Consider the following 13,535-nt stretch of genomic DNA (forward strand, 5'->3'; position numbering starts at 1 on the left):
GCCGGTGAGCGGCGGCGCTGGCTATAATTTTCCGCACTCGCGCGGCCATCACGCCGCGCGTGCGTTCGCACGCCCCACCCGGCAAGCGAGCCGACCACGCCAGCACCGGGCGGCGACGACCTACCCGTCTCCATCGTCGACCGGCGGGTGACGTCCGCGCCACGGCGCGCGTCCACGCCGCCACCGCGTCATCCGCATCACTCATTTGCCCGGCCGCTCCCGGCAGGCCGTCGCCTGCCCGAGCGTACGCTCGGCCGAGCACCCCAACGACAAAACGGAGACATCCATGTCCGCATCCCCCCCGGCCGTTGCACACGCAACCGGTTCGGCCAGCGCCGTCAGCCACCGGCGCATCGTGTTCGCGAGCTTCATCGGCACCGCGATCGAGTTCTACGATTTCTACGTGTACGCGACGGCCGCCGCGCTCGTCATCGGCCCCGTATTCTTCCCGCACGGCTCTGCGACCGCGCAAGCGCTGTCGGCGTTCGTCACGTTCGGCATCGCCTTCATCGCGCGCCCGATCGGCTCGTTCCTGTTCGGGCACTTCGGCGACCGCATCGGCCGCAAGTCGACGCTCGTCGCCTCGCTGCTCGTGATGGGCGTGTCCACCACCGCGATCGGCTTCGTGCCCGGCTACGACACGATCGGCGCGCTCGCGCCGGTGCTGCTGTGCGTGCTGCGCTTCGGCCAGGGGATCGGCCTCGGCGGCGAATGGGGCGGCGCGGCGCTGCTCGCGACCGAGCATGCGCCGCAGGGCAAGCGCGGCTGGTTCGGAATGTTCCCGCAACTGGGGCCGTCGGTCGGCTTCCTGATGTCGAACGGCCTGTTCTTCGCGCTCGCGCTGTCGCTGTCCGACGAGCAGTTCCGCAGCTGGGGCTGGCGCATCCCGTTTCTCGTCAGCGCGGTACTCGTCGCGCTCGGCCTGTACGTGCGGCTCAAGATCACCGAAACGCCCGCGTTCCAGGCGGCCCTCGACCGCAACGAGCGCGTGCGCGTGCCGGTCGCGACGCTCGTCACGCAGCACTGGCGGCCGACGCTGCTCGGCGCGCTCGCGATGGTCGTCTGCTACACGCTGTTCTACATCTCGACGGTGTTCTCGCTGTCGTACGGCGTGTCGGCGCTGCATATTCCGCGCCAGAGCTTCCTCGGCCTGCTGTGTTTCGCGGTCGTCTTCATGGGGCTCGCGACGCCGCTGTCCGCATGGGCGTCGGACCGCTTCGGGCGCAAGCCGGTGCTGGTCGTCGGCGCGATCGCCGCGCTGTTGTCGGGGTTCGCGATGGAACCGCTGCTCGGCAGCGGCTCGATGCCGCTCGTCGCGCTGTTCCTGACGATCGAGCTGTTCCTGATGGGGGTGACGTTCGCCCCGATGGGCGCGCTGCTGCCGGAATTGTTCCCGACCAACGTCCGCTATACGGGCGCGGGCGTCGCGTACAACCTCGGTGGGATTCTCGGTGCGTCGATCGCACCGTATATCGCGCAATTGCTGGCCGCGCGCGGCGGGCTGTCGTGGGTCGGCGGCTATGTGTCTGTGGCGGCGGCGATCAGCCTGATCGGCGTCCTGCTGATGCGCGAAACGCGCGACGCGTCGCTCGTCTGACCCTCCGGGGCGGCCCGGGTTGCAGGGCGGCGGGCGATGCCTATACTCGATCCTGGGCGCACCGTCGCGCGCCCGGGGACCCGCCCCGACAAGGAGCCGCCGCGATGAATATCCGCCTCGCCAATGCCGACCTCGTCCTGATCCTCGCGCTCGCACTGGGCGGCGCGCTACTGCTCGCGCTGCGGTTCCGGCCGAAAACCTGGCGCGGTCTCGTGTTCGAGGCGCTGCTGGCGAATCTGGCGGCCATCGCCGCCGTCGTCACGGTCGAGGCGTTGCTGGCGTGATCACGGCCGCCGCGCCGCGTCAGGCGGACAGCCGCGCGCGCAACGTGCCATAGGCGGGGCAGACCGCATCGATCGCGCCCAGCGCCTCGTCGACGGTCGGCATCGCGCCCGGCTCGCCGATCGACAGCGCATGCGGCGCGCCGCCGATGCCGCAATGGTGGCGCGACGTCGCGACGAAAATCATCACGGTCGGCCGCTGCAGTGCGTGCGCCATGTGCACGAATCCGGTATCGACGCCCACCACGAGTGCGGCTCGGCCAAGCGCCGCACCGAGCTCACGCACCGTCATCGCCGGTAACACGATCGCCCCCGGCGCACGCGCGGCGATATCCCGCGCGTCGTCATGCTCGGCCGCCGATCCCCACGGCAGCAGCACGCGCACGCCGCGCGCCATCATCTCCGTGGCAAGCGCGGCCCAGTGCTCGGCCGGCCATTTCTTGTCGGGATTGGACGTCGCATGGAACAGCAGCATGAACGGCCCGGCATCCGTCACGGCAGCCGGCAGGCTTGCATCCTGCGGGGCGACGATGCCATACGTGGCAGCCCCTTCGGGCACGTAGCCGAGCGCTTCGCCGGCACTCACGCGCATCCCGTGCCATGCATCGCAGTCCGGCCGCGGACCGAAGCGGTGCGAATACGCGAAACGCGCGCCCGTTTCGCCGAGATCCTGCGTCTGGTAGCCGAAACGGCGCGCGGCACGCGCGAGCGACGCAATGATCGCGCTCTTGTAGACACCGTGCAGATCGATGACCGCGTCGTACCGGTGCGCGCGCAATGCGCCGATCGAGGCCGAGATCGCCTTCAGGTCGCCGGCATTGCGCAGTTTCTTGAAGCGGCGCAGCGGCGCGCCCAGGACGGCGCTCACACCCGGATGCCAGCGTACGACCTCCGCGCACGATTCGTCCACGGCCCAGTCGACCGTCACGCCGGGGAACGCGCGATGCAGGTCGGCGACGACGGGCAGCGTCTGGACGACGTCGCCGAGCGACGTCACTTTCACGATAAGGATGCGTTTCACGATTTGCGGGATTCTTGACTGGCCACCTTGGCATGCTAACGAGGTTGCTGTGCGCAGAAATTACGCCAACATTACATTTGCAACAAATTGCATCTCTTTGTGGATTTTTGTCGCTCACTAAGAACCTTTGACGCCCCCGCTGGCATCCCGTTCTTTTTATAATCCACTCTTTGCCCTCCGGCCCGAGCCAATGCCGCGCCCTGCCCTTCCCGCGCTGTTTCCCGCCCTCACCCGCCGCTCGCTGCGAATCTGGCGCCAATACGGAGTTTTCTGGCTCGGTGCGATCGTCGTCGGCCTCGCAGCCGTCCTGTACGCCCGGTTGATCGACTGGGGTTACGAGACTTTCCGCGCGATGCGCGATCACGCCGTCTGGCTGCCGCTGCTGCTGACCCCGGCGATCGCCGCGTTGTCGGCATGGATGACACGTCGCTTTTTCCGCGGCGCCGAGGGCAGCGGCATCCCGCAGGTGATCGCGACGCTGCATGCCAGCCCGAGCGCATTCGGCGCCCGGCTGCTGACGCTGCGCATTCTGTTCGGCAAGGTGCTGATCTCGTTCCTCGGCATCCTCGGCGGCTTCACGATCGGCCGCGAAGGGCCGACCGTGCAGGTCGGTGCGGCGCTGATGTTCAACCTGCGACGCTTCTACCCGCGCTCGAACGCGCAGATCGAACGCCAGCTCGTGCTGGCCGGCGCCGCGGCCGGGCTGTCGGCCGCATTCAACACGCCGCTCGCGGGCATCGTGTTCGCGATCGAGGAACTGACCCGCAGCTTCTCCGCGCGTGCCAGCGGCGTGCTGATCACCGCGATCATCCTCGCCGGCGTCGTCGCGCTCGGGCTGAACGGCAACTACACGTATTTCGGCACGATCAACGCCGGGCTCCATTTCCCGAAGCTACTGGCGGTCGCGGTGCTGGTCACCGCGATCGTGACGGGCATCGCGGGCGGCCTGTTCTGCTGGTTGTTGCTGAATACGGGGCGCTGGCTGCCCACGCAACTGCTGGGCCTGTATCGCGAGCGGCCGGTCGCGTTCGCCGCACTGTGCGGCTTCACGATCGCCGTCGTCGGGCTCGTGTCCGGCGGCACGACGTTCGGCAGCGGCTATGCGGAGGCGCGCGGCCTGCTCGACGGCAGTCAGCAGTTGTCGGTGTTCTATCCGCTCCTGAAGATGGTGTCGATGGTCGCGTCGTACCTGCCGGGCATCCCGGGCGGGATCTTCGCGCCGTCGCTGTCGATCGGCGCCGGCTTCGGCAACGTGCTGCATGCCGTGTTCAGCAACATGAGCCTGCCGATGCTGATCGCGCTCGCGATGGTCGGCTATCTGGCCGCCGTCACGCAGGCGCCGATCACGTCGTTCGTGATCGTGATGGAAATGATCAACGGTCATGCGCTCGTGATTTCGCTGATGGCGACCGCGCTGGTATCGAGCCGGGTATCGCGCTTTTTCGCGCCGCCGCTCTACGAAACGCTCGCGCAGCGCTATCTCGCGCCGCCCGTCGCGGCCGCCGCGCCGGCCGCGGCAACCGCAGCGGCCGCGGCGGACAACATGACCGGCGTGACCGAACCCCAGGATGCAACCGCGGCCCCCGCCGATCCGCTCGACACGCTGCGCGACGAAAGCGGTAACGAGCCGGCCGCTGCGGCGGCAGCCGACAGCGCCGCGGACACGGCGACGCCGCACGATGCCGGGCCGGCCGCGACCGACGCAAACGGCCCGGCGCAACAGCACGGCCCGCGCGACGCTCAGTAGATCACGACGGGCGCCGGCCGGTAGTAGACCGGCCGCGCGGGCACGACGATGCATCCGGCCAGCGTGATCGCGACGAGCGCGATGGCGATTGCGGTTCTTTTCATCGCGCGTCTGCCTCAAGCCCAGTGGCCGCGCGTCCAGAACCAGTTCGGACCGCGCTGGTCCCAATGCCCCGGCACCCATTGCATGCCGACGCGCTCGGTTTCCCAGTGGCCGCCGATCCATACGTAGCGGCCATGGTCCCAGTGCCAGTGTCCGCGCTCCCACACGTAGCCCACGCGCGTGGCCGGCACGACTTCATAGCGTACCGGCGGCGGCGCATTCGGCGCGACGACGACGATTTCCTCGGTGCGCACGGCGACCGGCTCCGCGATGACCATGCGCCCCTGCGGCGCGATCACGGGCGTGCCGACGAGAATCTCGTCCGCATGCGCGGCAAACGGTGCGACGACGGCCGACAGGCCCGCGGCCAACAGCGCGAGCGAAACGATGCGACGTGAAACGGTAGAGACAGCCATCACAACCTCCTGGTTGAACAAGTAACGCGAGCGTATTCGTTCAATGCGGGAGGGTCGCTTGCGGCCGACAGGCGCCGTGTTACGGCGTGCCCGAAAGTGCAACAGGGCGTAAGACGCGCACGGCGGCGGGCACCGCCGTGCGGAGGGACACGCGCCAAGCGTCAGGCTTGCGGAATCTCGATCTTCACTTCGAGGACTTCGAGATCGTCCTGGCGCTCGAGGCTCACGCGGATGTCATCGTCCGAAATATGAACGTACTTCGAGATGACCGCGACGAGCTCTTTCTGCAGCGCCGGCAGGTAATCGGCCGGCGGCCGGCCGCCGACCCGCTCGTGCGCGATGATGAGCTGCAGGCGCTCCTTCGCGACCGATGCGGACTTCTTCTTCTCGCCGAGGAGAAACGAAAGGATGGACATGGGCGGCCTCCGTTACTTGCTGCCGAAGAGGCGCTGCAGCAGGCCCGGCTTCTGGTAATCAGTGAAGCGCAGCGGCTTGTCCTCGCCGAGGAAGCGGGCGACGACGTCCTTGTACGCTTCCGCGACGTCCGTGCCGTCGATATGCACGGCCGGCAAACCCTGGTTCGACGCGTGCAGCACGGCTTCCGATTCGGGCACCACGCCGATCAGCTTGATGCGCAGGATCTCGCTGATGTCCTCGAGCGACAGCATCTCGCCTTCGCTCACGCGCTTCGGGCTGTAACGCGTGATCAGCAGGTGTTCCTTGATCGGTTCCTTGCCTTCGGTCGCGCGCTTCGTCTTCGACGACAGGATGCCGAGAATGCGGTCCGAATCGCGCACCGACGATACTTCCGGGTTCGTGACGATCAGCGCTTCATCCGCGAAGTACATCGCGTGCAGCGCGCCGGCTTCGATACCGGCCGGCGAATCGCAGACGATGTATTCGAAGTCCATCGCGACGAGATCGTTCAGCACCTTTTCGACGCCGTCGCGCGTCAGTGCATCCTTGTCGCGCGTCTGCGACGCCGGCAGGATGAACAGGTTCTCGCACTTCTTGTCCTTGATCAGCGCCTGGTTCAGGTTCGCTTCGCCCTGGATCACGTTCACGAGGTCATACACGACGCGACGCTCGCAGCCCATGATGAGATCGAGGTTGCGCAGGCCGACGTCGAAGTCGATCACGGCCGTCTTGTGGCCGCGCAGCGCGAGACCCGACGCGAAGCTCGCGCTCGTCGTCGTCTTGCCCACGCCGCCCTTGCCCGAGGTCACCACGATGATTTTTGCCATTTACCCAATACCCTGTGTTCGTCAATGAGAGCCGATCGATCCGGAGCGCACCGCGTGAATTACGTCAGGCGCAGCGGTTCGATCATCAGTTTTTCCTCTTCGAGCCGGATCTGCACCGATTTGCCCAGTACGTCGGCGGGCAGCGGGTTCTCGGTCGTTCGATAGATACCCGCGATCGAAATCAGTTCCGGTTCGAGACACGTGCAGAAAATGCGCGCGTCGTGATTGCCGTGCACGCCCGCGAGGGCGCGGCCGCGCAGCGGCGCGTAGATGTGGATATTGCCTTCCGCGATGATTTCCGCGCCGTGACTGACCGGCGCGAGCACCACGAGGTCTCCTTTCGCGTAAATCTGCTGCCCCGAACGCAACGGCCGGTCGATCACCAGCGTCTGGCCGCCGGCCTGCACGAGCGTCGGCGCGGGCTCCGACGGCTGTTCGGGCGCCGCTGCGGCTGCCGGAGCGGCGGCGGTCTCGACGGCTGGCACGGCCGCCGGTTCCGCTTCGTCGGCAGGTTTCGCGGCCGGCGCGCGGCGATCGCGCGCCTCCAGCAACGGCAGGCCGGCTTCCCCCGCCCAGCCCTGCGTTGCCAGCGCGACGACGCCCACCGGACGCATCCGCACGTCGTTCAGCATCTGGCGGATGTCCGCGAGCGCGACGCGTTCGCCGTCAGCCAGGCGGCGGACGTCGATCGCGACGACATCGTCGGCGAAAAACTCGGGAGTCGCTTCGAAGCGCTTGACCAGTTCGGCACGCAACGCATCGAGATCGGTCGTCTTCACGGTGAACAGCAACGTATCGACCGATCCGCTGCGCAGCTCGAAGAATGGCGATTTTTTAAGCGACATGGACACTCTGCAAAAATTTTTTGCGTATTTTACAGGCGTCCACGCGTGCGGCCATTATTTTTGGGACTCGGGGTGGCGGCGGCCCGGGCGGACGCGCAACCGGCAGGCGGGCGGGCCGGCGGGCGATCGGGCTTTCATCGCGCCGCGCGGAACTGGGAATGTCGAGGCCGCGTCAGTGCTTCACCTGCGACACGAACAGCGATTTCATCGCGCCGGGCATCCGCGCGATCGGCGCATGTTCGCCGGTGTTGCCGAAACCCGCGCGCTCGTAGAAGCGGACCGCGTTGCGGTTCGCGTCGGCGATCCACGCGTAAACGTCGGTGGCGCCGCGCTCGGCGAGCCATGCGGTAGCCGTCTCCAGCAGCAGCACGCCGCCGCGCAGGTGACGCACCGCATGCGCGACCCACAGTTCGCTGACGAACGCGCGCCGATCGGGCGTGTTGTCGAAATACGCGCCGATCATGCCGGCCGGATGGCCTTCGGTGTACAGCAGGAAAGTCGTCGACTCGTCGGACACGGCGCGCTGCGCGGCGATCGCCGACGCTGCGTCCGCTTCGACGGTCAGCAATTCGGCCTCCGGCGCTTCGCCGGGCGCGTAGGGCTCACGCAGCGATGCAGCGCGGAGTTCGCGATACACGCCGCCCTGATCGGCAGCGATACGACGAACGGTCAAGGTCGAACTCATGCAGGCACAGCCCCCTTCGGACAGCAAGCTATTAGCTTCAACCGAAAGCGGGGCATGAGTCAAATCGTAATTTTCAAACGCTGGCGCGGATCGAAAGGCGGCACATGCGATCCGCGGCGACCCGCATCGATTGGTGTGCAGTTGCAGCATCGGTGCACCGACGCAGGCTGCCGGACGGTGGACGTGCGATCGTCATCGCACGGATCGCCTCGTTCTCCTTGCGAAGCGCGGCCATCCGGTTTTGAGCCGCATTACATTGCGTCGCTGCGACCGTAATGCTCCGTAATATAAGCCAACAAAAAACACGCCGCGCCCATACTTCACCGGCCGCTTTATTGCAATGCAACATTTGTTGCAGCCCCTTCACATCGGCGTGGGTCGCCGCACGTCGAGCCATTCGTCCGACAAACGACGCACCCGCCTGCGCGCCAATCCGCGTCGGCCGCATGTTTCAATCAGCGCGCGTCGGCCCGCAGCGGCCCGCATTGCGCGCGGCCCGTCGTTTGGAGCGCCAAGCCTAGCGCCGGAGTTTGGCAAGCGCGCGCACCGGTCGTATAACAGGCAGAACCGGACGACGATCCGGTGCCACCGCGCGCGTCGCGGACCACGAGGATTCGAACAAACTTGCATGCGGCCGCCCGCGGGCCGGCCGACTGGAGGGAGACAATGGCAATGACCAATGCACCGGCTTCGAGCTGGTCGGATGGCAAGCGTTATCTGTGGCTGCTCGGCGCGCTGACGATCACGCTGCCGATCCTCGCCGCACAGCTTGCGCTGTCGACGGGCCTTCACGTGTTCTGGTGGTTCGGCCCGCTGTTCGCGTTCGGCGTGATCCCGATCCTCGACACGCTGATCGGCGACGATCGCGACAATCCGCCCGAAGCCGTCGTGCCGCACCTCGAACGCGAACGCTATTACCGGTACATCGTTTATCTCGCGACTTTCGTCGAATACGTCGCGTTCTTCATGTGCGTGTGGATCGTCGGCACGCATGCGCTCGCGTGGTACGACTACGTCGGCTTCGCGCTGTCGCTCGGCGCCGCGACGGGCATCTCGATCAATACCGCGCACGAGCTCGGGCACAAGACCGACCGCTTCGAACGCTGGCTCGCGAAGATCACACTGGCGCCGGTCGCGTACGGGCACTTCTACGTCGAGCACAATCGCGGCCATCACGTGCGCGTCGCGACTGCCGAGGACCCGGCAAGCGCGCGCTACGGCGAGTCGTTCTGGGCGTTCCTTCCACGCACGGTGGCGGGCAGCATCCGCTCCGCGTGGCGGCTCGAGAAAGGCCGCCTCGAGCGGCTCGGACATTCGCCGTGGACCTGGCGCAACGAAGTGCTGCACGCGTGGGCGATGACCGCCGTCGTATGGGGCCTCGCGATCGCGCTGGCCGGCAAGGTCGTGATCCCGTTCCTCGTGATCCAGGCCGTCTACGGCGCGTCGCTGCTCGAGGTGGTGAACTACGTCGAGCACTACGGGCTCGGCCGTCGCAAGCTGCCGAGCGGCCGCTACGAACGCTGCACGCCGCAGCATTCGTGGAACAGCAATCACGTCGTCACGAACCTGTTCCTGTATCAGTTACAGCGACACGCCGACCATCACGCGAATCCGACGCGCTCTTACCAGGCGCTGCGCCACTTCGACGATGCGCCGCAATTGCCGGCCGGCTACGCGACGATGATCCTGTTCGCGTACGTGCCGCCGCTCTGGTATCGCGTGATGAATCCACGCGTCGTCGCGCACTATCGCGGCGACATGGCGCAATCGAACATCAAGCCGTCGATCCGCGACAAGGTGCTGGCGCAATATCCGGCTGCGGCGTGATGGTTCGGTGAGGGCTGGGTAGAAGATGGACGCCGCTTGAAACGGTCGGCGCACCGGCTTCCGGTTTGGCGCGCGTGCGCGGTGCGGCAGCCATGCAACAACTGTCATGACTTCCGACGGCCGGTTCGTCACGGGGCGATGGCGTTCATCATGCAGCCAAGCTGCATCGACGATGCGACACGATCCGTGCGCGCGGCGACCCAAAACGAAAAACCCCTTGATCCTTCCGGATCAAGGGGCTTCGTATTTTGGCGGAGAGGGTGGGATTCGAACCCACGGTACGGGGAAACCGTACGCCTGATTTCGAGTCAGGTACATTCGACCACTCTGCCACCTCTCCTTCCTTACTGCATTTCGCGGCTGGTCGTTTCCGCGAGAAAAAGATTATAAGACGATCGCTTCGCGGCTGACAAGCCCTTTCTGCAAATTTTTTTTGCGAGGGCTTCGGCAGGCTCGCGTTAGGACGCCTGTGCCGGCGCGTCGATCCGCTCCATGCCGCCCATGTACGGACGCAGCACTTCCGGCACCGTGACCGAGCCGTCCGCGTTCTGGTAGTTCTCCAGCACCGCGACGAGCGTGCGACCGACCGCGAGACCCGAACCGTTCAGCGTATGCACGAGCTCCGGCTTGCCTTGCGCGTTGCGGAACCGCGCCTGCATCCGGCGCGCCTGGAACGCCTCGGTGTTCGAGCAGCTCGAGATCTCGCGATAGGTGTTCTGCGCGGGCAGCCACACCTCGAGGTCGAACGTCTTCGCGGCCGAGAAGCCCATGTCGCCCGTGCACAGCGTAATCACGCGGTACGGCAGGCCAAGCTTCTGCAGGATCGCTTCCGCGTGGCCGACCATCTCGTCGAGCGCCGCGTACGATGTTTCCGGCGCGACGACCTGCACCATCTCGACCTTGTCGAACTGGTGCTGACGGATCATCCCGCGCGTGTCGCGGCCGTACGAACCGGCTTCCGAGCGGAAGCACGGGGAATGCGCGGTGAGCTTGATCGGCAGCGCGGCGCCATCGACGATCGACTCGCGCACGGTGTTCGTCAGCGAAATCTCGGACGTGGAGATCAGGTATTGCGTGACCGTGTTTTCCGCGCCGCCCTTCTCGACGCGGAACATGTCGTCCGCGAACTTCGGCAACTGGCCCGTGCCGTACAGGATCTCCGGGTTCACGATGTACGGCGTGTACGTTTCGGTATAGCCGTGCTGCTGCGTGTGCGTGTCGATCATGAACTGCGCGAGGGCGCGGTGCAGGCGTGCGATCGGGCCGCGCAGCATCGTGAAGCGCGCGCCGGCGAGCTTCGCGCCCGTCTCGAAATCGAGGCCGAGCGGCGTACCGACGTCGACGTGATCCTTCACCTCGAAGTCGAACTGGCGCGGCGTGCCCCAGCGGCGCGCCTCGACGTTGTCGGCTTCGTCCTTGCCGACCGGCACGCTCTCGTGCGCGACGTTCGGCATGCCCAGCATCAGGTCGGACAGGCGCGCCTGGATCTCGCCGAGCTTGGCTTCCGACGCCTTCATGTCGTCGCCGATCCCGCCGACCTCGGCCATCACGGCCGACGTGTCCTCGCCCTTGCCCTTCATCGCGCCGATCTGCTTCGACAGGCTGTTGCGGCGCGCCTGGAGCTCTTCGGTGTGGGTCTGGATCGCGCGGCGTTCCGCTTCGAGTGCGGAGAACGCGGCGACGTCGAGGGTGTAGCCGCGATCGGCGAGGCGCTTGGCGACGCCGTCGAGGTCTTTGCGCAGCAACTGGATGTCGAGCATGGGAGGACTTGGAAAAATCGTTGTGTAAGACGGGAATTCTAACGCACCGCGCGCCCGCCACGGCACCGGCCGGATGGACAATGCCGCAAATGGGCGACCATGGCAGTATCGCATTGCCGGTACGCCGCATCGGCGGTCGGCGAATTGCCGCGCGCCTCGCAATGATGAATCACGACACGGCCGCGCCGGCTGGCGGCAACCGAATCAGGCGGAGCGCCAGCTCCGCGTCACGGCACACCTGGGAATCCGATGACCATCGAACTCGACAAGGACGTACGCGACCGCGCGATCGCGTCGCTGCAACGCTATTTCACGGAAAACATGGACGAGCCGATCGGCAACATCCAGGCCGGCGCACTGCTGCATTTTTTCATTCAGGAAGTCGCGCCGGCGATCTACAACCTCGCGGTCGCCGACGCGCAGGAACGCCTGCATGCGCGGGTGGCCGAACTCGACATCGAATGCCACGAAGAGCCGTTCGAATACTGGAAGAAACAGCAACCGGCCCGCAAGCGCTGACGCCTGAGCGGCGACGCAAGTCGAACCGGCCCGCGCGGCGCCGTCAGTCCTTCTTGCCGGCCTCGCGATCGAGCTCGCGCAGCCAGGCAAGCTTCTCGGCGATCTTCGATTCGAGCCCGCGCGGCACCGGCTGGTACCAGCGCGGCTCGCGCATCCCGTCCGGCAGGTACGTCTCGCCGGCCGCGTACGCATTCGGCTCGTCGTGCGCGTAACGATAGGCGTGGCCGTAGCCGAGCTCCTTCATCAGCTTGGTCGGCGCGTTGCGCAGGTGGACGGGCACCTCGCGCGACTTGTCCTGCTTCACGAACGCCATCGCCTGGTTGAACGCGTTGTAGCCGGCGTTGCTCTTCGCCGCGCACGCGAGATAGATCACGGCCTGCCCGAGCGCGAGTTCGCCTTCCGGCGAGCCGAGCCGCTCGTAGGTTTCGGCCGCGTCGTTGGCGACCTGCAACGCGCGCGGGTCGGCCAGACCGATGTCTTCCCACGCCATCCGCACGATGCGCCGCGCGAGATACTTCGGGTCCGCGCCGCCGTCGATCATCCGGCAGAACCAGTACAGCGCGCCGTCCGGACTCGAGCCGCGCACCGACTTGTGCAGCGCCGAAATCTGGTCGTAGAAGTTGTCGCCGCCCTTGTCGAAGCGCCGCGCGTTCAGCGTCATCGCATTGCTGACGAAATCGGCATCGATCGTCGCGACGCCGGCCGACGTCGCCGCCGTCTGCGCCTGTTCGAGCAGGTTCAGGAAGCGGCGCGCGTCGCCGTCCGCGTAGCCGACCAGCGTATCGATCGCCTTGTCGTCGAACGCGAGGCCGTCGAGCGCGATTTCCTGCGCGCGCTTCAGCAACTGGCGCATCTCGTCGTCGTTCAGCGACTTCAGCACGTACACCTGCGCCCGCGACAGCAATGCCGAATTGACCTCGAAACTCGGGTTTTCGGTCGTCGCGCCGATGAAGGTCACGAGGCCCGACTCGACGAACGGCAGCAGCGCATCCTGCTGCCCCTTGTTGAAGCGGTGGATCTCGTCGACGAACAGGATCGTGTGGCGACCGGTACGATTCAACGTGTCCTTCGCCTGCTCCATCGACTCGCGGATGTCCTTCACGCCGCCGAGCACCGCGGACAGCGCGATGAACTCGCAGTCGAACGCGAGCGCGGTGAGCCGCGCGAGCGTCGTCTTGCCGACGCCGGGCGGCCCCCACAGGATCATCGAATGCGGCTTGCCGGATTCGAACGCGAGCCGCAGCGGCTTGCCTTCGCCCAGCAAATGCGTCTGGCCGATCACCTCGGCGAGCGTTTTCGGCCGCAGCGCCTCGGCGAGCGGGCGGCGCGGCTCGACTTGAAACAGATCGGACATGAACCCTCGCTCCACATCAAACGGTCGCGGCCGAACCGGCCGCCGGACCCGACATTATGACAGCCGCGGGAGCGCGCCGCCGGGCCCGAGGGTGCAGTGCTCACGCCCAATACCCGTGTCCGGTGCCCGCGCCGGCA

Annotated in this window: 13 protein-coding genes and 1 tRNA gene; 5 read left to right on the forward strand and 9 right to left on the reverse strand. The window is 66.6% G+C overall.

Annotation, left to right across the window (positions count from 1 at the left end):
* Positions 1-286: 286 nt before the first annotated feature.
* Entirely contained in the window at positions 287-1,597 is a 1,311-nt protein-coding gene (locus tag H3O04_RS06380) for an MFS transporter (protein ID WP_011694205.1), read from the forward strand.
* A 104-nt stretch (positions 1,598-1,701) separates the two neighbouring features.
* Positions 1,702-1,881: a hypothetical protein gene (locus H3O04_RS06385; RefSeq protein WP_006486620.1), complete on the forward strand. Its 180-nt coding sequence runs from the start codon at positions 1,702-1,704 to the stop codon at positions 1,879-1,881.
* A gap of 19 nt (positions 1,882-1,900) precedes the next feature.
* Here H3O04_RS06385 and waaC read toward each other — a convergent pair whose 3' ends face one another.
* Positions 1,901-2,899: a lipopolysaccharide heptosyltransferase I gene (waaC, locus tag H3O04_RS06390; RefSeq protein ID WP_027806772.1), complete on the reverse strand. Its 999-nt coding sequence runs from the start codon at positions 2,897-2,899 to the stop codon at positions 1,901-1,903.
* Positions 2,900-3,089: 190 nt separating this feature from the next.
* Between waaC and H3O04_RS06395 the strand changes: the two genes are divergently transcribed.
* A complete protein-coding gene (locus H3O04_RS06395) occupies positions 3,090-4,646 on the forward strand; it encodes a chloride channel protein (protein WP_202587346.1) in 1,557 nt (518 codons plus the stop codon).
* 116 nt (positions 4,647-4,762) lie between these two features.
* On the opposite strand, the gene H3O04_RS06400 is transcribed toward H3O04_RS06395, so the two are convergent.
* The 5 genes from H3O04_RS06400 to H3O04_RS06420 form a co-directional block, all read right to left on the reverse strand.
* Entirely contained in the window at positions 4,763-5,164 is a 402-nt protein-coding gene (locus tag H3O04_RS06400; protein WP_074800867.1) for a YXWGXW repeat-containing protein, read from the reverse strand.
* A gap of 161 nt (positions 5,165-5,325) precedes the next feature.
* Positions 5,326-5,580, reverse strand: a complete 255-nt coding sequence (minE, locus tag H3O04_RS06405) for a cell division topological specificity factor MinE (RefSeq protein ID WP_006476634.1) — start codon at positions 5,578-5,580, stop codon at positions 5,326-5,328.
* A gap of 12 nt (positions 5,581-5,592) precedes the next feature.
* Entirely contained in the window at positions 5,593-6,408 is an 816-nt protein-coding gene (gene minD, locus H3O04_RS06410; RefSeq protein WP_006476635.1) for a septum site-determining protein MinD, read from the reverse strand.
* A 59-nt stretch (positions 6,409-6,467) separates the two neighbouring features.
* A complete protein-coding gene (minC, locus tag H3O04_RS06415; protein WP_011544839.1) occupies positions 6,468-7,253 on the reverse strand; it encodes a septum site-determining protein MinC in 786 nt (261 codons plus the stop codon).
* 172 nt (positions 7,254-7,425) lie between these two features.
* Positions 7,426-8,088, reverse strand: a complete 663-nt coding sequence (locus tag H3O04_RS06420; RefSeq protein WP_237666198.1) for a GNAT family N-acetyltransferase — start codon at positions 8,086-8,088, stop codon at positions 7,426-7,428.
* A 516-nt stretch (positions 8,089-8,604) separates the two neighbouring features.
* On the opposite strand from H3O04_RS06420, the gene H3O04_RS06425 reads away from it, so the two are divergent.
* Complete coding sequence (locus H3O04_RS06425; RefSeq protein ID WP_078040759.1) at positions 8,605-9,765, forward strand: alkane 1-monooxygenase; 1,161 nt, start codon at positions 8,605-8,607, stop codon at positions 9,763-9,765.
* Positions 9,766-10,014: 249 nt separating this feature from the next.
* On the opposite strand, the gene H3O04_RS06430 is transcribed toward H3O04_RS06425, so the two are convergent.
* Positions 10,015-10,105: transfer RNA gene (locus H3O04_RS06430), tRNA-Ser, on the reverse strand.
* 118 nt (positions 10,106-10,223) lie between these two features.
* The gene (gene serS / locus H3O04_RS06435) at positions 10,224-11,525 is read right to left on the reverse strand and encodes a serine--tRNA ligase (RefSeq protein WP_012328090.1); all 1,302 of its coding nucleotides are present in this window, start codon (positions 11,523-11,525) and stop codon (positions 10,224-10,226) included.
* A 249-nt stretch (positions 11,526-11,774) separates the two neighbouring features.
* Between serS and H3O04_RS06440 the strand changes: the two genes are divergently transcribed.
* Entirely contained in the window at positions 11,775-12,044 is a 270-nt protein-coding gene (locus H3O04_RS06440) for a DUF2164 domain-containing protein (protein WP_006476640.1), read from the forward strand.
* 43 nt (positions 12,045-12,087) lie between these two features.
* Here the strand turns inward: H3O04_RS06440 and H3O04_RS06445 are convergent, their stop codons facing one another.
* Positions 12,088-13,398: a replication-associated recombination protein A gene (locus tag H3O04_RS06445; protein ID WP_012328088.1), complete on the reverse strand. Its 1,311-nt coding sequence runs from the start codon at positions 13,396-13,398 to the stop codon at positions 12,088-12,090.
* Positions 13,399-13,535 lie beyond the last annotated feature (137 nt).

The sequence above is a fragment of the Burkholderia sp. KCJ3K979 genome (genome assembly GCF_016759955.1).
In the GTDB taxonomy this organism is placed as follows: Bacteria; Pseudomonadota; Gammaproteobacteria; order Burkholderiales; family Burkholderiaceae; genus Burkholderia; species Burkholderia orbicola.